18 protein-coding genes are annotated in these 19,591 nt (G+C 74.2%); 7 read left to right on the top strand and 11 right to left on the bottom strand.

Going from position 1 to position 19,591, the window contains the following annotated elements; translation table 11 throughout:
* The first annotated feature begins 661 nt into the window (after positions 1 to 661).
* The 6 genes from ABD973_RS27085 to ABD973_RS27060 all read left to right on the top strand — a co-directional run bounded on the left by ABD973_RS27085 (position 662) and on the right by ABD973_RS27060 (position 6,730).
* Positions 662 to 1,222, top strand: a complete 561-nt coding sequence (locus tag ABD973_RS27085; protein ID WP_345502570.1) for a GDSL-type esterase/lipase family protein — start codon at positions 662 to 664, stop codon at positions 1,220 to 1,222.
* Between the two features lie 139 nt (positions 1,223 to 1,361).
* Positions 1,362 to 2,303, top strand: coding sequence for an SCO0930 family lipoprotein (locus tag ABD973_RS27080; RefSeq protein WP_125820484.1), 942 nt, complete (start codon positions 1,362 to 1,364; stop codon positions 2,301 to 2,303).
* Between the two features lie 93 nt (positions 2,304 to 2,396).
* The gene (locus ABD973_RS27075) at positions 2,397 to 3,212 is read left to right on the top strand and encodes a LytR/AlgR family response regulator transcription factor (protein WP_125605387.1); all 816 of its coding nucleotides are present in this window, start codon (positions 2,397 to 2,399) and stop codon (positions 3,210 to 3,212) included.
* A 183-nt stretch (positions 3,213 to 3,395) separates the two neighbouring features.
* Positions 3,396 to 3,671, top strand: a complete 276-nt coding sequence (locus ABD973_RS27070) for a hypothetical protein (protein WP_125605385.1) — start codon at positions 3,396 to 3,398, stop codon at positions 3,669 to 3,671.
* Positions 3,672 to 3,755: 84 nt separating this feature from the next.
* Complete coding sequence (locus tag ABD973_RS27065) at positions 3,756 to 5,495, top strand: sodium/solute symporter (RefSeq protein WP_125820486.1); 1,740 nt, start codon at positions 3,756 to 3,758, stop codon at positions 5,493 to 5,495.
* Entirely contained in the window at positions 5,492 to 6,730 is a 1,239-nt protein-coding gene (locus ABD973_RS27060) for a sensor histidine kinase (RefSeq protein ID WP_125820487.1), read from the top strand. Before ABD973_RS27065 ends, ABD973_RS27060 begins: the two co-directional genes overlap by 4 nt.
* 67 nt (positions 6,731 to 6,797) lie before the next feature.
* Here the strand turns inward: ABD973_RS27060 and ABD973_RS27055 are convergent, their stop codons facing one another.
* A complete protein-coding gene (locus ABD973_RS27055) occupies positions 6,798 to 8,240 on the bottom strand; it encodes a GuaB1 family IMP dehydrogenase-related protein (protein ID WP_185899798.1) in 1,443 nt (480 codons plus the stop codon).
* A 253-nt stretch (positions 8,241 to 8,493) separates the two neighbouring features.
* Between ABD973_RS27055 and ABD973_RS27050 the strand changes: the two genes are divergently transcribed.
* Entirely contained in the window at positions 8,494 to 8,859 is a 366-nt protein-coding gene (locus tag ABD973_RS27050; protein ID WP_164720853.1) for a cupin domain-containing protein, read from the top strand.
* On the opposite strand, the gene ABD973_RS27045 is transcribed toward ABD973_RS27050, so the two are convergent.
* The 10 genes from ABD973_RS27045 to ABD973_RS27000 form a co-directional block, all read right to left on the bottom strand.
* Positions 8,828 to 9,994 carry an XdhC family protein gene (locus ABD973_RS27045; protein WP_125820488.1) on the bottom strand — a complete coding sequence of 389 codons (1,167 nt, stop codon included), beginning with the start codon at positions 9,992 to 9,994 and terminating at the stop codon, positions 8,828 to 8,830. The two genes, ABD973_RS27050 and ABD973_RS27045, sit on opposite strands and share 32 nt — an antisense overlap.
* A complete protein-coding gene (locus ABD973_RS27040) occupies positions 9,994 to 11,280 on the bottom strand; it encodes an IS701 family transposase (protein WP_125820489.1) in 1,287 nt (428 codons plus the stop codon). The genes ABD973_RS27045 and ABD973_RS27040 overlap by 1 nt, the downstream gene beginning before the upstream one ends.
* A gap of 73 nt (positions 11,281 to 11,353) precedes the next feature.
* Positions 11,354 to 11,998 carry a TMEM175 family protein gene (locus tag ABD973_RS27035; RefSeq protein ID WP_125600748.1) on the bottom strand — a complete coding sequence of 215 codons (645 nt, stop codon included), beginning with the start codon at positions 11,996 to 11,998 and terminating at the stop codon, positions 11,354 to 11,356.
* Positions 11,999 to 12,083: 85 nt separating this feature from the next.
* The gene (locus ABD973_RS27030) at positions 12,084 to 12,425 is read right to left on the bottom strand and encodes a nuclear transport factor 2 family protein (protein ID WP_345502561.1); all 342 of its coding nucleotides are present in this window, start codon (positions 12,423 to 12,425) and stop codon (positions 12,084 to 12,086) included.
* 13 nt (positions 12,426 to 12,438) lie between these two features.
* Positions 12,439 to 13,932, bottom strand: coding sequence for an ATP-binding protein (locus ABD973_RS27025; RefSeq protein WP_125600754.1), 1,494 nt, complete (start codon positions 13,930 to 13,932; stop codon positions 12,439 to 12,441).
* Positions 13,929 to 15,182 (bottom strand): MFS transporter, encoded by a 1,254-nt coding sequence (locus ABD973_RS27020; RefSeq protein WP_345504756.1) that lies wholly within the window; start codon positions 15,180 to 15,182, stop codon positions 13,929 to 13,931. Before ABD973_RS27020 ends, ABD973_RS27025 begins: the two co-directional genes overlap by 4 nt.
* 37 nt (positions 15,183 to 15,219) lie before the next feature.
* Positions 15,220 to 16,041, bottom strand: a complete 822-nt coding sequence (locus tag ABD973_RS27015) for an FAD binding domain-containing protein (protein WP_164720855.1) — start codon at positions 16,039 to 16,041, stop codon at positions 15,220 to 15,222.
* Complete coding sequence (locus ABD973_RS27010) at positions 16,038 to 18,449, bottom strand: xanthine dehydrogenase family protein molybdopterin-binding subunit (RefSeq protein WP_345502558.1); 2,412 nt, start codon at positions 18,447 to 18,449, stop codon at positions 16,038 to 16,040. The genes ABD973_RS27015 and ABD973_RS27010 overlap by 4 nt, the downstream gene beginning before the upstream one ends.
* Positions 18,450 to 18,454: 5 nt before the next feature.
* Positions 18,455 to 18,970 carry a (2Fe-2S)-binding protein gene (locus ABD973_RS27005; RefSeq protein WP_125820493.1) on the bottom strand — a complete coding sequence of 172 codons (516 nt, stop codon included), beginning with the start codon at positions 18,968 to 18,970 and terminating at the stop codon, positions 18,455 to 18,457.
* Entirely contained in the window at positions 18,961 to 19,581 is a 621-nt protein-coding gene (locus ABD973_RS27000; protein WP_345502556.1) for an NADPH-dependent F420 reductase, read from the bottom strand. The genes ABD973_RS27005 and ABD973_RS27000 overlap by 10 nt, the downstream gene beginning before the upstream one ends.
* Positions 19,582 to 19,591 lie beyond the last annotated feature (10 nt).

The following is a 19,591-nucleotide window of genomic DNA, read 5'->3' as shown; positions in this document are numbered from 1 at the left end:
CGCAGTGGCCCGGGGGGGGGTGGACCCCGCGGCCGCCGCACCGCTCGGGCCGGGGGGAGGGAGCGCGACGCCGCCGACGCACCGCCGGGCCGGGTCGCCGAGACCGCCGACACCACGCCCGCCCCGCCCTCCCGCCCCGCCGCCGGCCTCGTACGTGAGGGGCCGGCGCGACGTTCCCGTACCCGACGATCGGAGACCGGATTGAGACCACCACTGGGCCCCGACGGCAGCTGGCAGGACCCCGGGCCCTTCCTGCGCGGGGTCGCCTGGCTGGACCGGGGCCGCCCGGTGCGCGCCGACCCGGACGACACCATGCGCCTGCCCTGGGACACCGGCGAGCGGGCCACCCTCCCCATCGGGGTGCGGCTGGAGTTCACCACGCGCACGGCGCACGCGGTGGAGATCCGCTACCGGGCCGCCGTGCCCGGCCCCACCGACGCGCTGCGCGACCTCTCGCACGGCTTCGCCCTGTGGAACCGGCACGGGCTGCTCACCGAGGTCTTCACCGAGCCCGCCGCGGAGTCCGTCGTACGCCTGGACCTGCCGGAGCAGCGGCAGGGCCCGTTCACCCTGCACCCGCCCGAGGGCCAGTCCCCCCTGATCCTGGGGCTGCGCGGCATCGGCGGCGACCTCGCCCCCGCCCCCGGGGCCCCCCCGCTGGGTGGTGCACGGCGACTCCATCACCGAGGGCTGGTGGTCCACGCGGCCCGCCCACGGCTGGCCCGCCGTCGCCGGCCGCGCGCTGGGCTTCGACACCGTCAACCTCGGCTACGCCGGCGCCGCGCGCGGCGAACTCGCCACCGCCGAGCAGCTCGCGGCGCTCCCCGCCGACGTCCTCACCCTCGCCTTCGGCACCAACTGCTGGTCCCGCGTCCCCTTCACGGCCCCGCTGCTGTACGAGACCACCCGCGTGTTCCTCGACCTGGTCCGCCAGGGCCACCCCCGCACCCCCCTGCTGCTCCTGTCCCCCGTGCTGCGCCCCGACGCCGAGCGCACCCCCAACCGCCTGGGCGCCACCCTGGGCGCGCTGCGGGACGCGATGGAGCGGGCCGTCCGGGACCGGATCGCCGCCGGGGACGGCCGGCTGGCCCTGCTGCCGGGCCGGGACGTGCTCGGACCCGAACACCTCGCCGACGGGCTGCACCCCAACGACGCCGGACACCAGGTCCTCGGCCTCGCTGTGGTCACGGCCCTGAGGCGGGCCGGGTTCGACGGCGGGTGAGTGAGACAGGCCATACCGCTCCCGCTGAACAGGGCGCCCCCGCGGTGCCGTGTCCCCCACAAGCAGCCGGGTCCCCGGGCCGCGCACGACGCGGCGGACCGGAGCCGGACCCGGCGGACACACAGTGGGAGAGAACACCATGGGCATCAAGCGCGGAACCACCCTGGCCGCCGTAGCGGTCGTCGTCACCCTGGCGGCGACCGCCTGCGGGACGAACGTCAAGGGCGGCGCGACCGGTCCGGCCGGGGCCGCGTCCGCCCAGGCTCCCGCCGCCGACCCCTACGCCGACGGGCAGCAGCCCGCACAGCAGGCCGGTGCCGCGAAGCCCGCCGGACAGCTGGCGATCGCGGCCACCGACCAGCTCGGGTCGGTGCTCACCGACAGCGCCGGCTTCACCCTGTACCGCTTCGACAAGGACACCGCCAAGCCGCCGGCCTCCAACTGCGACGGGGACTGCGCCAAGGCCTGGCCGGTGGTCGCGGCGGGCGAGGTCACGGCAGCCGCCGGCATGGACCCCGCCCTGCTGGGCGAGGTGGTCCGCAAGGACGGCGGCAAGCAGCTGACGGTGGCCGGCTGGCCCGTGTACCGCTTCGCCAAGGACACCAAGGCGGGCGACCTGAACGGGCAGGGCGTCGGCGGCACCTGGTTCGCCTTCGCCCCCGACGGCAAGAAGGCCGCGAAGGCGGCGGCCTCCCCCGCCCCCGCCGGCGCCGGACAGGCCTCGGGCGCGCTGACGGTGGCCAAGGACCCCAAGCTGGGCGACCACATCGTCGACGGCAACGGCATGACGGTCTACCGCTTCAAGCCCGACACCGCCTGGCCCATGGTCTCCAAGTGCACCGGCGACTGCCTGGCCAAGTGGCCGGTGGTGCCGCCGGTGGACAAGGCGAACGCCAAGGGGATCATCGAGAAGAACTACCTGGTCCTGGACCGCCCCGACGGCAAGAAGCAGCAGACGGTGAACTGCTGGCCGGTCTACACCTTCACCGGTGACAAGAAGGCCGGCGACACCAACGGCCAGGGCGTCGGCGGCACCTGGTACGCCGTCGCCCCCGACGGCGGGCTCATCACCGCCCAGTGACCCCCACCCCAAGTCGCGCGGCCCCCGCCCCCTCCCCCCGGCGGGGGCCGCGCACCGTTTGCCGCGGCGGACGCCTTCCCTAGACTCGGCCCCATGCTGCGCGTACTGGCCGTCGACGACGAGAAGCCGCTCCTGGAGGAACTCCTCTACCTGCTGCGCTCCGACCCGCGCGTGCGCAGCGCCGAGGGCGCCTCGGACGCCACGGAGGCCCTGCGCCGGATCACCCGCGCGGTGGAGAGCGGGCCGGACGGGCCCGACGCTATCGACGTGGTCTTCCTGGACATCCAGATGGCCGGGCTGACGGGGCTGGACATCGCCCGGCTGCTGGCCGGGTTCGCCCGGCCGCCGCTGATCGTGTTCGTCACCGCGCACGAGGGCTTCGCGGTGCAGGCCTTCGACCTGAAGGCGGTGGACTACGTACTGAAGCCCGTACGGCCGGAACGGCTGGCCGAGGCGGTCCGGCGGGCCCGCGAACTGCTGGCCCGGCCCGTGCGGGAACCGCGGCCGGAGCCGGAGCGGGCGGCCGTCCCCGCGCCGCGCCGCACGCCGGGCGCGGCGCCGGCCGTGGAGCGGGCGCCGGAGCAGATCGCCGTCGAACTGGGCGGCGTCACCCGGTTCGTGGCCATCGCGGACATCGCGTACGTGGAGGCCCAGGGGGACTACGCCCGGCTGCACACCGACGAGGGCAGCCACCTCGTGCGGATCCCGCTGTCCACGCTGGAGGAGCGCTGGGCGGCCCGCGGCTTCGTCCGCATCCACCGCCGGCACCTGGTGGCGCTGGCCCGGATCGACGAACTCCGGCTGGACGCGGGCACCACCAGCGTCCGCGTGGGCGCGGCCGAGCTCCAGGTGAGCCGCCGCCACGCGCGCCAGCTGCGGGACCTGCTGATGCGGCAGGCCACCGGCTGACGGGCCGCCACCCGGCCGCGGGCGGACCGGCGTACGACCGCCCGGCGTACCAACACGCCGTTCGTCGCGCGGGGAAGGGCGTACGGCGATCCGCCGGGCCCGTCGGCCGCAGGGCCGCCCTCCGTGGTCCGTCGCCGGGGCCGCGCCCGCATATCGTGGATTATCCGGCCCGGGAGGAGCGACATGTCCGAGATCCAGGCGCTGTTGGACGCGCTGAGCGGACTGCCCCGCACCCGCCCGTCGGGGCCCGCCGAGGCCGAGCAGCTGCTGGCCCGGCTGCGGAGCGCGGCCGCCCGCTGGGCCGACGTGCTGTTCGAGGCGCAGGAGGACGCCCGCCGCGTCCTGCCCCCGCGTGCGGAGGCGGCCCTGACGCTCGCGTTCCGGCGCGCGGAGGAGTCGTACGTGGAGCTGGAGATCGCCCTGCGCGACTGCGCGGAACACCGCGATCCGGCGGTGTGATCCAGGGGCCGGATCAGGCCTGTCGTCCCGCCGGAGGCGCTGCGTAGACTCCCAGGATCCCCTCCCCCGTCGAAGGACCCTCCGGTGAACCAGACGTACGCGCTGACCGCGGTCACCGCCGTCGTGCTGGTGACGGTGCTGGTCGGCGCGCTGGGGCTGCGGATATCCCGGACCACCTCCGACTTCTACGTGGCTTCGCGGACCGTCGGCCCCCGGCTGAACGCGGCGGCCATCAGCGGGGAGTACCTCTCCGCCGCCTCCTTCCTCGGCGTCGCCGGGCTGGTGCTGCTCCAGGGGCCGGAGATGCTCTGGTACCCCGTCGGCTACACGGCCGGGTACCTGGTGCTGCTGGTGCTGGTCGCGGCGCCGCTGCGGCGCTCGGGCGCGTACACCCTGCCGGACTTCGCGGAGGCCCGGCTCCAGTCGCAGGCCGTGCGGCGGATCGCGGTGGTGTTCGTGCTCGGGGTCGGCTGGCTGTACCTGCTGCCGCAGCTCCAGGGGGCCGGGCTGACGCTGACCGTGCTGACGGGGGCCCCGCACTGGGCGGGCGGCGTGGTCGTCGCCTTCGTGGTGACGGCGGCCGTCGCGGCGGGCGGGATGCGCAGCATCACCTTCGTACAGGCCTTCCAGTACTGGCTCAAGCTGTGCGCCCTGCTGGTGCCCGCCTTCTTCCTGCTGGCCGCGTGGGCCGGGGACGGGGCGCCGCGGGCGTCCTTCGACGCGCGGGCGGTCTTCCGGGAGCACACCGCGGTCACCGTCGGGCAGGACGTCCGGCTGTCGCTGGACGAGCCGCTCACGGTGACGGTGACGGGGCGGGTGGACGGGCTGGACCACGCGGACGCCCCGGTGACCCTGGCGGCCGGCCGGCACACGGTACGGGCGCACACCCGGCTGGAGTTCGCCCGCGGGGCCGTCGTCCCGCAGACCGCGTCCCGGGCGGGCGCGGCGCCGGACTCCCCCGGCTGGGCGAGGCCGCTGTCGGCGGGCGACCGCGAGCACCGGCTGTACGCCACGTACGGGCTGATCCTGGCCACCTTCCTCGGCACGATGGGGCTGCCGCACGTCGCGGTGCGCTTCTACACCAGCCCCGACGGCCGGGCCGCCCGGCGGACCACCCTGGTGGTGCTGGGGCTGCTCGGGGTGTTCTACCTGCTGCCGCAGGTGTACGGGGCGCTGGGCCGGATCTACGCGCCCGAGCTGGCGCTGACGGGGGACGCGGACGCGGCGGTGCTGGTGCTGCCGGAGCGGATGCTGGGCGGGGTCCTCGGGGAGCTGCTGGGGGCGCTGCTGGCGGGGGGCGCGTTCGCGGCGTTCCTGTCGACGGCGTCGGGGCTGACGATGGCGGTGGCGGGGGTGCTGCACCAGGACGTGCTGCCGCGGCGGGGGGTGGGGAGCTTCCGTCTGGCGGTGGTGGTGGCGATGGCCGTGCCGCTGGCGGGCGGGGCGGTGGGCACGCGGGTGCCGGTGGCGGACGCGGTCGGGCTGGCCTTCGCCGTGTCGGCGTCCTCGTTCTGCCCGCTGCTGGTGCTGGGGATCTGGTGGCGGGGTCTGACCCCGCCGGGTGCGGTGGCCGGGCTGCTCACGGGCGGCGGTGCGGCGCTGGGCGCGGTGCTGGCGACGCGGGGCGGGGTGGCGCCGCGGGGGTGGGCGCACGCGCTGCTGGCCTGGCCGGCGGTGTGGTCGGTGCCGCTGGGGTTCCTGACGATGGTGCTGGTGTCGCTGGCCACCCGGTCCCGGGTCCCGGCGGGGACGGCGGCGGCGCTGGCGCGGCTGCACCTGCCCGAGGGCGTGGCCGGGGAGCGGGCGGCGGGGGGCGCCTGGTGAGCGGGGCCGCGCTCGGGGTGCTGGCGGCGGCGGGGGCGGTGCTGCTGCTGGGGCTGGGATGGGCCGGGGGGCGGTGGCAGGCCCGGCGCGGGGAGCGGGCGGCGGGGCTGGAGCTGGGCACGCCGGTCGAGCGGGCCACCTTCCTGACGCTGCACACGGCTTCGCTGGCCGCTCCGCCGCTGCGGGCGGGCCTGACCGAGGACGCCGCCCGCAAGGCGGCGCGGCGGCTGCGGTCGCTGCTCGGCACGGAGGCGCTGTGTCTGACGGACCGGGAGGCGGTGCTGGCCTGGGACGGCCCGGGTGCCGACCACCACGAGAGGCGGGCGATGGCCCGGGTGGCGGTGATGCTGGAGTCGGGGCGCAGCCAGAGCCTGCGGACGGAGTGCCAGCGGCCGGAGTGCCCGCTGAGGTGGGCGGTGTTCGCGCCGCTGACCGGTGAGGACGGGGTGCTGGGGGCGCTGGTCGCGTACGGGTCGCGGGAGTCGGCGGTGCTGGTGCGGGCGGCGACGGAGGTGGCGCGGTGGGTCTCCGTGCAGCTGGAGCTGTCGGAGCTGGACCGGGCGCGGACGCGGCTGATGGAGGCGGAGATCAAGGCGCTGCGGGCGCAGATCTCCCCGCACTTCATCTTCAACTCCCTCGCGGCGATCGCCTCGTTCGTGCGGACGGATCCGGAGCGGGCGCGGGAGCTGCTGCTGGAGTTCGCGGACTTCACGCGCTACTCCTTCCGCCGGCACGGGGAGTTCACCACGCTGGCGGAGGAGCTGCGGTCGATCGAGCGGTACCTGGCGCTGGCCGGGGCCCGGTTCGGGGACCGGCTGAAGGTGACGTTGCAGGTGGCGCCGGAGGTGCTGCCGGTGGCGCTGCCGTTCCTTTGCCTGCAGCCGCTGGTGGAGAACGCGGTCAAGCACGGGGTGGAGGACTCCACGGAGGAGTGCCGGATCACGATCGCGGCGCGGGACGCCGGCGCGGAGGCGGTGCTGACCATCGAGGACAACGGCGTGGGGATGGATCCGGAGCGGCTGCGGCGGATCCTGGCCGGGGAGCGGGCCGGGTCCGCGTCGGGGATCGGGCTGCCGAACGTGGACGAGCGGATGCGTCAGGTGTACGGGGACGCGTACGGGATCGTCGTGGAGACGGGTCTCGGGGCGGGGACGAAGGTCACCGTGCGGATCCCCAAGTACCGTGCGGGCGTGCACAGTTCGGCCCCGGGCCGGCCGGGCGCGCCGCCGGCGTAGGCCGCCGGGGACGCCCGTGGCCCCGGGCCCGCCGCGAGGGCGGGGCCGGGGCCACGGGGACGGCGGGTCAGCTCCAGCTGGCGTGCAGCGGCTTGCCCTCGGCGTAGCCGGCGGCGGACTGGATGCCGACGACGGCCTTCTCCTCGAACTCGGCCAGCGAGCCGGCACCGGCGTAGGTGCAGGAGGAGCGGACGCCCGCGATGATCGAGTCGATGAGGTCCTCGACGCCCGGGCGGGCCGGGTCGAGGAACATCCGCGAGGTGGAGATGCCCTCCTCGAACAGCGCCTTGCGGGCGCGGTCGTAGGCGGACTCCTCCGAGGTGCGGTTGCGCACGGCGCGCGCCGAGGCCATGCCGAAGGACTCCTTGTACAGGCGGCCGTCGGCGGACTGCTGGAGGTCGCCCGGGGACTCGTACGTACCGGCGAACCAGGAGCCGATCATGACGTTGGAGGCGCCGGCGGCGAGGGCCATGGCCACGTCGCGCGGGTGGCGGACGCCGCCGTCGGCCCAGACGTGCTTGCCGTACTTCTTGGCCTCGGCGGCGCACTCCAGCACCGCGGAGAACTGCGGGCGGCCCACGCCGGTCATCATGCGGGTGGTGCACATGGCGCCGGGGCCCACGCCGACCTTGATGATGTCGGCGCCGGCGTCGATGAGGTCCTTGACGCCCTCGGCGGCGACGATGTTGCCTGCGACGATCGGGACCTTCGGGTCCAGGGCGCGGACGGCCTTGATCGCGTTGATCATCGACTCCTGGTGGCCGTGGGCCGTGTCGATGACGAGGGTGTCCACGCCGGCGTCGAGGAGCTGCTTGGCCTTGCCGACGAAGTCGCCGTTGATGCCGACGGCGGCCGCGATGCGGAGCTTGCCGTTGGCGTCGGTGGCGGGGGTGTACAGGGTCGCGCGCAGGGCGCCCTTGCGGGTCAGGATGCCGACGAGCCTGCCGTCCTTGTCCACGGCCGGGGCCAGCTTGCGGTGGCCCGCGTCGAGCTGGTTGAAGGCGTCGCGGGGGTCGATGTCGGCGTCGATGAGCAGGAGCTCCTTCGACATGACCTCGGAGAGCTGGGTGAAGCGGTCCACGCCGGTGAGGTCGTGGTCGGTGACGACGCCGACCGGGCGGTTGTCCGCGTCGACGACCACTCCGGCGCCGTGGGCGCGCTTGGGCAGCAGCGACAGGGCGTCGGCGACGGTCTGGGTGGGCGCCAGCGTGATCGGGGTGTCGAGCACGAGGTGGCGGGTCTTGACCCAGGAGATGACGTCGGTGACGACCTCGATCGGGATGTCCTGGGGGATGACGACGATTCCACCGCGGCGGGCGACGGTCTCGGCCATGCGGCGGCCCGCGATGGCGGTCATGTTGGCCACCACGAGCGGAATGGTGGTGCCGGTGCCGTCGGGCGAAGAGAGGTCCACGCCCTGGCGGGAGCCGACCGCGGAGCGGCTCGGCACCATGAACACATCGTCGTACGTCAGGTCGTACGGCGGCTTCAGGTCATTGAGGAAACGCACGTGCTGAACATCCCAGTCGATCGAAGGATCTTTCTACGGCCTCGACGGGGCAGCCAGCCGAGGAAACGCACGTACTTCATTCTCCCACGACCTGGCGTTCACGCCGCCCCGGCCGATCGTCCAGGACATTCCGGGCCGCATGGTCTGTTCCTACGGGACCTTGGTCCCGGAGGGCGGGATCGCGGCGTGGCGCGGACAGTGGGAGGTGGACGGATCCACCTTTCGGGACGGAACCCTTCGGGACGGAGGAGCGATGGCGAGGACGACGCGGGAATCGGCGCCCGTCGAGATCGAGGGCGGCGGTCTGGAGGTCCGGGTCGAGGAGATCGGGGGTGACCTCAGCGTGGGGTTCTTCCGGCTCCCCGAGGGGACGGACATGACCGAGGCGGTCAGGGGTCTGCCGGGTGACATGTGCCAGTGCCCGCACTGGGGGTACCTGCTCAAGGGCCGCCTCAGGATGCGCACGGCCGACGGGGACGAGGAGTACGAGGCGGGTGACGCCTTCTACTGGGGGCCGGGGCACATCCCCGTGGCGCTCGCGGACACCGAGTACGTGGACTTCTCCCCGACCGCGGAGTTCCGGAAGGTCATCGACCATGTGAAGGGCCTGCCGGGGTAGCGCCGGCCGGTGCGGGGCGGTGGATCGGGGCGCGGCCGCCGGTCAGGGGGGTCGCGGGGGCCCCGTGGCGGGCGGCGGTGAACTCGGCGGCGATGGCCAGGGCCGTCTCCTCGGGGGTGCGGCCGCCCAGGTCCAGGCCGATCGGTGATCTGAGCCGGGCCAGCTCGGCCTCGGTCACCCCCTCGGCCCGCAGCCGGGCGGTCCGGTCCTCGTGGGTGCGGCGGGAGCCCATGGCGCCGACGTACGCCAGCGGCAGCCGCAGCGCCCGGGTGAGGACGGGTACGTCGAACCTGGCGTCGTGGGTCAGGACGCACACGGCCGTACGGGTGTCCAGGCGCCCGGCGGCGGCCTCCGCGGCCAGGTGCCGGTGCGGCCAGTCCACGACCACCTCGTCGGCGCCGGGGAAGCGGTCCGGGGTCGCGAAGACGGCCCGGGCGTCGCAGACCGTGACCCGGTGGCCGAGGAAGGCCCCGATCCGGGCCAGGGCGGCGGCGAAGTCGACGGCCCCGTAGACGATCAGCCGGGGTCGGTCGGCGGCGGATTCCACCAGCAGGGTGAGCGGGTCGCCGCAGAGCCCGCCGGCGGTGCCCAGTTCGGCGGTGCCGGTCCGCCCGGCCAGCAGCAGGGCCCGGACCCGCTCGGCGGCGGCCCGGTCGAGGGCGGCGCCGCCGCCGAGGCCGCCCTGCCAGGAGCCGTCGGCGTGGACGGCCAGGGCCCGCCCGAGCCGGCCGGGCGGCCCGGAGACCACCCGGGCCAGGGCGGCGCGGGTCCCGCCGGCGGCGGCGTCCAGCACCGCCCCGATGACAGGCCGCACGGGGTCCCGGCCGCGTACCGGGGTGACCAGCACCTCCAGGGTTCCGCCGCAGGTCAGGCCCACCGCGAAGGCGTCGTCGTCGCTGTGGCCGAAGCGGTGGACGCCGCCGGTCCCGGTGGCGATGGCCTCCAGGCACAGCTCGTGCACGGCGGATTCCACGCAGCCCCCGGAGAGGGAGCCGAGCGCGGTGCCCCCGGCGTCCACCGCCAGCGAGGCCCCGGGTCCTCGGGGCGCGCTGCCGCTGACGGCGACGACGGTGGCCAGGGCGAACTCCCGGCGCTCGGCGTACCAGGCCCGCAGCCCGGCGGTGATGTCGAGCATCAGCGGATGTAGGCGCGGCGCGCCGACTGTTCGGGGATCAGGGGCCGGGGCGGCAGGACGGCCGGCGGCCGGGGGGCGCCGGGGCCCTGGTAGCGGGCGGGGGCGCTGCGGGGCACCGGGTCGGGGGTCCGCCCGCCGGTGCCGAGGAGCCGGGCCGCGTGGGCCACGCTCGCGAGGGTGGCGTGGTGGTGCCAGCCGCGGAAGGAGCGGCCCTCGAAGTCACGGATGCCGACGGGTTCGCAGGTCTCGGTGAAGTCCAGCGCGACCCGGTCGGTGAGTTTGGCCAGCAGGAAGAGCTGGGCGAGCGGCCGGTCGCCGATGTTGGTGATCCAGAACTCGGAGGGCAGCAGGGAGGTCTCGGTCCAGGCGCCCATCAGGAGCAGCGGGGCGGGCGGCGCGGGCGCGGGGCGTTCCTCGCCGGGGGTGGCGAGTATGGCGGCCGAGGTGAGCAGGGTGACCGCTCCCTCGGTGCGGCCGTGCCGGGTCCATTCGACGACCCGCCGCTGGGAGCGCAGCGAGTCGATCAGTTCGCGGGCGGGCGCGGTGTACGGTCCGGGCCGCTGGCGGCCGGCGCCGCCGAAGGAGACGGGCAGGGAGCCGTCGACCTTGAGGACGAAGGGGATGTCCTGGAGGGCGAAGGCCTCGATGGTCTGCGGGAGGTCGGTGTTGGAGACCTCCATGACGACCGGGCGGCGTTGCAGCTGCCAGGTCGCCGCCATGCGCTGTACGGCGTGCACGGCGTCCTGTGCGGGGGTGAGGGACCGTGCGGTGTCGGGGATCCCGGCCCTGCGGCGCAGCAGTTCGCTGGTCCACGGGGCGGGGAGGGTGAGGGTCCATTCGACGGGGAAGCCGGCCTCGCTGGAGGCGAGCCAGATCCCGGAGGCCTGCTGGCAGTTGGCGGTGCGGCCGAGCTGGGGTACGAACTGCCGGCCGACGCCCACGGAGCGGTCGCCGGCCTTCTCGATGACCATGGGCTGCACCACCCAGGCCAGCGGGCGCTGGGCGGTGCGTTCCAGGTGCTGGGCGAGGGACCGGCGTACGGGGGTCCAGTCCCAGGGTGATTTGCTGATGAACTGCTGGAGGCTCTGCTCGACGGAACTCGCCCCTGTTCCGGCGATGTTTCGGATCGTTTTCTTCCCGGTGGTGCGGACGAGCCCGTTCAGATAAACGCGGGCCCAGTTCCGCTGGTCCCGCCGGGGTAAGGACTCGAAGAAAAGCGCGATCAAATCGTCGATCAATTCGGAGATTTCCCTCGTGGAATCCTCCGGCAGCACTGCGCGAACCATCTGGGCCTCCCCCGCGACCAGACTAGATCCTTGACCCTACTTGACCGCGAAGAACGGCCGTAGGCCCGGGCGGCTACTTCCTGAGGTCGCTGGCAGATTCGAGCCGCTCTTCCTCTACCACGAGCGGGATCGGGATTTGGTTCGCAGCGTAGTAGAGCGCGATCAGGAAGTGTGCGACGAGAGTGAGAGGTGCCGAGAAGAAGGACAGAACGACGGTCAAGGGGTAGGCGACCGCGCCGAGCCCGAATCGGACGCGGGTGGCCCGGGCCCCGTCTTTGTCCACGGTTTCGTGGAAGAGGTGCCCGACCTTGGTGACGTACCACCAGAAGGCCAGGAAGGCGAGAGCGTACACGACGGTCCACGCGCTGTAGAGGATTGCGGCCACATTGGCCGATTCCCCGTCGGTGAGGTGCTCGGCGAGCACGTTGGTGGTGTACGGAATCACCGATACCACCATCAGCACCAGGAGATTCAGGAACAACAGCGGCCTGTCGACCCGCTTGAGGTGACTGAAGATCGTGTGGTGGTTCACCCACATGACGCCGATGATGAGGAAACTCACGACATAGGCCGCGTAGTGCGGCCATTGCTCCCAGAGCCCGTGCCACAGCTCCGACCCCTGCCCTTCCGGAACCTTCAATTCCAGCACCAGAATGGTGATCACGATGGCGAATACGCCGTCGCTGAACGCCTCTACCCGGTTGGTTTCCTGCTCCATGGCCTCCCCTTCGTGAAATTCATTCACACGTGCGGGGAGGGCGTGGTCCGCGCCCTCCCCGCACACGCTACCCAGGAAAGGGCCGTCAGCCGCCGAAGCCGGCCGTCTGGCGCCAGATCCGGCCATCGCGGACGACGAGCGTCCCGAACGCGTTCTCCGGCTCGCCGTTCAGGTTCATGATCGCCCGGTAGAAGATGGTGTCCTCGGTCTCGACGTACTCCTGCAGTTCGACAAGCGCGGGCTTCAGGGTGAGATAGCCGGTGAACGTCTCGCGAACCGCCTCGATGCCCACCGACGCCCCCTCGAAGCGCAGCAGCACGGCGTCGTCGGTGTAGTTCTTCATCACCGCCTCGATGTCCAGGGCGGCCAGCGCGTCCATCTGGCGGACGAAGACCGGGTGCAGCCTGGCGATGTCGTACTTGGCCATGTTCGACTCCCTTTCAGGGTGTGGAGGTTGGTTCGGCTCCGGCGGGCGGTTCGGCGCAGGCGGCGGCCGCGTTCAGCGGCAGCCGGACGACCATCCGGGTCTCCCCCGGCCTTGAGCGGGCCGTGATCGACCCGCGGTGGCGCTGGGTCACGATGCGGTAGCTCAGGTGCAGGCCGAGGCCCGTCCCCTTGCCCACGTCCTTGGTGGTGTAGAAGGGCTCGAAGATCCGCGGCAGGGAATCCGCGGGGATCCCGCGGCCGGTGTCCGTGATCTCCACGACCAGGCAGGCCCCCTCGGCGCGCACCCGCAGGGTCAGGGTTCCGGAGCCCTCCATGGCCTCGGCCGCGTTGTCGACCAGGTTGGTCCACACCTGGTTCAGCTCGCTGGGGTAGCCGTCCAGTTCGGGCAGCCCCGCCTCGTACTCGCGCACGATGGTGATGCCCGGCAGCTTCGAACGCAGCACGATCAGGGTGTTCTCCAGGCCGTCGGGCACGGAGAACCGCTGCTCGGGGGCGCGGTCGAGGTTGGCGTAGTCCCGGGTGGCCGAGACCAGCTGGGAGATCCGGGGCCCCGCCGCGCGCAGCTCGGCGGCCAGCGAGCGGGCCTCCAGCAGGGCCGCCAGGTGGTCGAGGGCGGCGGGCAGGGTGGCCTCGCCGATGCCCTCCAGCCGCTCCAGCAGCCAGCCCAGCTCCAGCCCGAGGTCGGCGGCGCCGGAGCCGAGCAGCCCGGGGCGCTCCGCGCCGGCCGCCTCCGCCCAGTCGGCGATCTCCTCCTCGGCGTCCGCCTGGGCGAGCGGGTCGGTGGTGTCCGGCGGCGGGAGCTTGTCCAGCTCCTCGGCGAGCCGGTCCAGCACGGGGCGTTCCGCGCCGGTGGCGGCCGCGCCCCACGCGCAGGCGGTGGCGGTGAGCCGGTCCAGGGCGGGCGCCAGCTCCTGCGCGGCGCGGGCGACCGCGGCGGCCGGGTTGTTCAGCTCGTGCGCGAGGCCGGCGGCCAGGGTGCCCAGGGCCTCGACGGTGGCCCGTTTGCGGGCCTGGACCTCGGAGGACTTGATCCGCCAGGCCAGTACGGGGATCAGGACGGCGGCGACCCCGTGGCAGCGGGTCAGCATCTCGAAGAACACCGGCTTGGGATAGGCGACGACGGTGGTGGCGGGCCCGCTCGCGGACGCGGTGGCCACGTACGATCCGTCGGTCAGCAGCGGCAGTTCCCCGGTGAAGCGGTGGGCGGCGGAGGGTTTGCCGTCGTGGTCCTCGGCGGCCGCGCTCTCCTCCTCGGTGGAGTGCCGGGTGAGGACCTCCTCGCGGCCGTCGACGACCTTGGTGACGACCAGTCCGCCGGAGAGCAGGACGTGGAATCCGGTGGCCTCCTCGCCGTCGCGGAAGAGGACCTCCCCGTCGGCGAGGACGCGCGGCTCGGAGACGGAGGCCAGCCAGTCCAGCTGGTCCTCGGTGAGCTGCGCGAAGATCTCCAGTCCGCGCAGCGCCGTTCGCAGTTCCGCGGTGCTCATGCGGTGCTCCCCTCGGCCCTGGTGCGCGCGGCCAGCCGCAGGGTCGTCAGCAGGGCCAGCGCGCACACCCCGGCGACGGCCGCCATGAAGCCGACCGAGGTGCGCTGCAACCCGTGGATGTTGGTCAGGAGTCCGGCGAGGACCGCCGGGACGCTCATGGCGAGGTACGCGAAGACGTATACGGCGGCGGTGAGTTCGCCCCGGTGCGCGGGGTCGGCGAGTGCGCTGAGGGCGCGGAAGGAGCCGAGGAAGGCGGCCCCCCAGCCGCTGCCGAGCACGGCGGTGGCGACGAGGAACACGGCCGCCGAGCCGGTGCCCAGCGAGAGGAGCACCAGGGCGAGCCCGGCGAGCAGCCCGAGCAGGCCGAGCACGGCGGTGCGCAGTGCCTCGGTGCGGCCGAGCAGCAGCTGGGCGGCGGTGGCGGCGCCGGCGAGCAGGGCCACCGTGGCCCCGCCCAGCAGGTAGTTGGTGCTGCGGAACAGGGACAGGGCCAGGTGCGGTCCGAGCGAGAGGTAGAAGCCGCCGACGGTCCAGACGGCCACCACGGTCAGCGCGAGCACCGCGAAGCGCCGCCGCACGGCGGCCGGTACCCGGATCCGGTGCGGGACCACCCGCAGGCGCCCGTCCGCCCCGGGCGCGCTCTCGGCCATCCGGCCGACCCCGACCAGCGCGAGGGCGAAGGCCCCGGCCAGCAGGAGGTAGCTGAGTACGGTGGGGGCGGGCGCGTACTGGACGAGCAGTCCCGCCCCGAGGCCGCCCAGGCCGATGCCGACGGTCGGGCCGGCGCTGTTGACCTGGGCGCCCAGCGCGGGCCGGTTGCTCGGGCTGAGCTCCAGCAGGGCGGCGCCCATCGCCCCGGTGGCCAGGCCCACCGCCAGCCCCTGGACGGCGCGGGCGGCGAGCAGCAGGCCGAGCCCGCCGGCCCCGGCGAACAGGCCCATGGAGACGATCGCCAGGACCAGGGCGGCGGCCAGGACCGGTCGCCGGCCCAGGGTGTCCGAGAGGGACCCGAAGAGCAGCAGCCCGGCGAGCACGGTGACGGCGTACACGGCGAACACCACCGTGACGTCTCCGGAGGACAGCCCCCATTCCTGCTGGTAGAGCACGTAGAGGGCGGAGGGCACGGAGGACGACAGCATCAGCAGGACGAGGACCGCGCCCACCACCCGGAAGCCGGAGGCCCTCGCCGTGCGGGCGGTGCCCCCGCTCGCGGTGTCTCCCGTGTCCCTCGTCTCGGTCGGTTCGGCCACTGCGGTCAACTCCCCTCCTCCCGGCCGCCCGGGGCGGTCAGGCGGTGTTCAGGGCCGCCCGGGCCAGCGCGCGGGCGGTGAGCACGCCCGCGAGGTGGCCCAGGTATTCGGCCGAGGTGCCGCGCCCGGGTACGAACAGCTCCCGGGGCTCGGCTCGGAAGGCCGCCAGCACCGCCTCGGTCGTGTACGGTCCCCCGCGCAGCCGGTCCTCGACCCCGCGCAGGCGCAGGGGGCGCGGGGTGGCTCCGGTGACCGCGATCCGCGGCCCGTCGGGGGTGACGCGTACGGCGGCGGCGCACAGCGGGTAGCGGGTGGCCCGGTCGGCGGCCTTCTCGAAGGCGGCAGCGGGGCCCGCGGCGGGCACCAGCAGGGCGGTGACCACCGATCCGGCGGGCACGCCCGAGGCGGCGAACCGCTCGGCGGTGACGGTGGTGCGCCCGGCGGGGCCGGCGAGTTCCACCCGGGCGTCGGCGGCCAGGGCCGCCACGGGCAGGTCGGTGGCGCGTCCGGCGGCGGCCAGGTTGCCGCCGGCGGTGCCGAGGTTGCGGACCTGGGGGTCGCCGTTGGCGCGGGCCGCGGCGGCCAGCTCCGGTGCCTCGGCGAGCACCAGCGGGTGCGCGGCGAGTTCGGCGAGGGTGGTCAGGGCCCCGATGCGCAGGGACCCGCCGGCCCGGCCGACGCCGCGCAGCTCCGCCAGGTGCCGGACGTCCACCAGCAGCCGGGCCCGCTCCGCGCCGGTGCGCAGGCCGGGCAGCAGGCTCTGTCCGCCGGCCAGTACGCGGGCGGCGGGGTCGGCGAGCAGGGCGAGTGCCTCGTCCAGGGCGGCGGGGCGGACGTAGTCGAATTCGGTGAGGATCACGGGGCTTCCCCTCTCAGGCGGCGCCAGACCTTCTCGGGGGTGAGCGGCATGTCGATGTGCCGTACGCCCAGGTCGGACAGGGCGTCGACGACGGCGTTGACGACGGCGGCGGCGGGCGGCACGGTGGCGATCTCCCCGGCGCCCTTGGCGCCGAGCGGGTTGTGCGGGGAGGGGGTGACGGTCCTGCCGAGGGTGAAGAAGGGCGCGTCGGCGGCGCGGGGCAGGGCGTAGCTCTCCAGGTCGGAGCTGACGAGGACGCCGTTCTCGTCGTACTCGGCGGCCTCCATCAGGGCCTGGCCGAGGCCGTGCACGATGCTGCCCTCGATCTGGCCGGCGACCACCTTCGGGTTGCCGATGTTTCCGGCGTCGTCGACGGCGGTGTAGTCGACGACCTCGGTCTCGCCGGTGAGTTCGTCGACCTCGACGACGGCGATGTGCGTGCCGAAGGGGTAGTTGAAGTCCGGCGGGTCGAAGTGGGTGGTCTCGTCGAGGGCCGGCTCGATCTCGGGGGGCAGTCCCCAGCCGTACCACATGGCCATGGCCAGTTCGGCGAAGGTCTTGGCGTTGTCCGGGTTGCCCACCTCGTGGACCCCGCCGTCCGCGTAGACGACCCGGTCCTCGGGGACGCCGAGGAAGACGGCTCCGGCCCGGACCAGTTTGGCCTTGATCTTGCGGGCGGTGAGCGCGATGGCGGGGGCGGCCATGCTGTAGGAACGGGAGCCGTAGGTGCCCTGTCCGTAGGGGGCCTTGAGGGTGTCGCCCTCGTGGACCTGGACCTGGCCGGGGTCGATGCCGAGCTCGTCGGCGGCGACCTGGGCGAAGACGGTGCCGTGGCTCTGGCCGGTGGAGGCGGAGCCGACGGTGACGGTGACCTCGCCGGTGGGGTGCACGCGGATGTTGGCGCTCTCCCAGGTGCCGCCGAGCATGCCCTCCTTGGACATCCGGGTGGAGGGGCCGACGCCGCAGACGGCGACGTAGGTGGCGATGCCGACGCCGAGGCGCTTGCCGCGGGCGCGGGCGGCGGCCTTGCGGGCGGGCATGCCGGCGTAGCCGGAGAGTTCGAGGGCCCGGTCGAGGTTCAGCCGGTAGTCGCCGGAGTCGTAGGTCCAGCCGAGGCCGTTGTCGTACGGGAACTTCTCCTTGGGCACCAGGTTCCGGCGGCGGACCTCCGCCGGGTCCATGCCGATCTCGGCGGCGTAGCGGTCGACGAGCCGTTCCATCAGGAAGGCGGCCTCGGCGCGCCCGCTGCCGCGCTGGGCACCGAGCGGGACGGTGTTGGTGAAGGCCGCGTACACCTCGCAGAAGGCGGCGGGGATGTCGTACATGCCGCTGATGGAGCGTCCCATCAGGGCGGTGGCGACTCCGGGGCCGATGGTGGAGGGGTAGGCGCCGAGGTTGGCGTAGCTGGTGCAGCGCACGGCGGTGATGCGGCCGTCGCGGGTGCCGGCGAGGGTGACGTGCTGGCGGTGGTCGCGGCCCTGGACGGTGGAGTTCATCAGGCCGGTGCGGGTGTCGACCCATTTGACGGGGCGGCCGCCGAGGGCCTTGGACAGCAGCAGGACCAGCGCCATGTCCGGGTAGAGGTAGCCCTTGGTGCCGAAGCTGCCGCCGACGGTCGGGGCGATCACCCGGAGCTTGTTGAAGGGGATGCCGAGGACCAGCGCGGAGAGCAGGAAGCGGTGGTTGTGCGGGCCCTGGGTGGAGGCGTGGAGGGTGTACTCGCCGGTGGCTGGGTCGTACACGCCGACGGCTCCGCGCGGCTCGATGGGGCTGTTGATGGTGCGCTGGTTGACCAGGTCCAGCTCGACGGTGACCTCGGCGGCGGCGACGGCCGCGTCGGTGCGGTCCTTGTCCCCGCAGGTCCAGTACGCGTTCAGGTTGCCGGGGACGGCCTCGTGGAGCTGGGGCGCGCCGTCGGCGAGGGCGTGGTCGGCGCGGGTGACGACGGGCAGCGGCTCGTACTCGACGGAGATCGCGGCGAGCGCGGCGGCGGCCTGGCGCGGGGTCTCGGCGACGACGACGGCGATCGGGTCGCCGACGTGGCGGACGGTGTCGCCGGTGAGCACCGGACGGGCGCCGGGCAGGCCGTAGGGGTGGGGCGGGAAGTGGCTCTCGACCCCGCCCGGTATCCAGATGCAGGGCAGCGGCATCACGTCGGGGAAGTCGGCGGCGGTGGCCGCCTTCAGGACGCCCGGGAGCTGCTCGGCGGCCTTGGTGTCGATGGAGAGGATCCTGGCGTGGGCGACCGGGCTGCCCAGGATGGCCATGTGGACGGTGCCGGGCAGGTCGATGTCCGCGACGTACGTGGCTTCGCCGCGCAGCAGCCCGGGGTCCTCCCGGCTGTCGAGGGGCCGGCCGAGGACGCCGGCCGGCTCCTGGGAGTCCTGTGCGGGGGTGGTGGTGGTCATCGTGGTCACCGCCCCTCGGGTTCGGCGGGGGCGCAGGCGCGCTGCACGCCCCGGACGACGCTGTGGTAACCGGTGCAGCGGCACAGGTTGCCGGTGAGCCATTCGCGGATCTCGGGCTCGGTGGGGGGCGGGCCGCCGGCGGCGCCCTCGGCGCGCGCGGTCTCGACGAGTTCGCCGAGGGCCATCACCATGCCGGGCGTGCAGAACCCGCACTGGGTTCCGTGCTCCTGGCGCAGTGCCTCCTGGAGGCCGGTCAGCTCTCCGCCGGGGGTGGTGACGCCCTCGATGGTGGTGACCTCGGAGCCCGCGGCGGAGGCGGTGAGGATCAGGCAGCTCTTGACGGACCTGCCGTCCAGGCGGACCACGCAGGTCCCGCACTGGCCGGTGTCGCAGCCCACCTTGGTGCCGGTGAGGCCGAGTCCGTCGCGGAGCCGTTCCACGAGGAGTTCGTTCGGCGGGGCCGCGAACTCCTCGGGTCTTCCGTTCACGTGCAGGGTGAGTTCGATGCGCGTCAGATCCATGCGAGCGCCTGCGCTTCCGTGAGCGACCGGTTGAAGAGGGGACCGCCGGGCTGCTGGAGGATTCCTCCGGAGTGCAGCGGGCCGGTGTCGACGGGGGCGTATCCGAGGTCGGTGATGATTCCGGCGACGACGTCCTTCGCCTTGGGGTCGTCGCCCGCCGTGTAGTGGGCGAGGCGTTCCGACGCCGTGCGGCCGGAGGCGGTGCCGGCGACGGCGAGGGTTTCGAAGTGCATGGTGTTCAGGGACTTCACGACCCGGGCGCCGGGGTACCACTCGGCGACGAGTTCGCTGGATCCGCGGCCGCCGAGGTCGGCGGGGGTGCCGGGGCCGCTGAACGCGTTGGTGGCGTCCACCAGCACCTTGTCCTGCACGACGTGCGGGGGCAGCAGCCCGCGCACTCCGGCGAAGGGCACCATCAGCACCAGCAGGTCGGCCTCGCCCGCCGCCTCGACGGGGTGCGCCGCGGTGGCGGCGGGGCCGAGTTCGGCCAGGAGCGGGGCCAGTGAGTCCGGCCCGGTGGCGTTGGCGAGGACGACCGGGTGGCCGGCGGCCACGAGGATCCTCGCGAGGGCCGAGCCGATCCGGCCGGTGCCGATGACGCCTGTCCGCATGAGTGGCTCC

Source organism: Streptomyces racemochromogenes (genome assembly GCF_039535215.1).
Taxonomy (GTDB): Bacteria; Actinomycetota; Actinomycetes; order Streptomycetales; family Streptomycetaceae; genus Streptomyces; species Streptomyces racemochromogenes.
The sequence above is the reverse complement of the archived record's forward strand: the minus strand, read 5'-3'. Positions and strand labels throughout refer to the sequence as shown.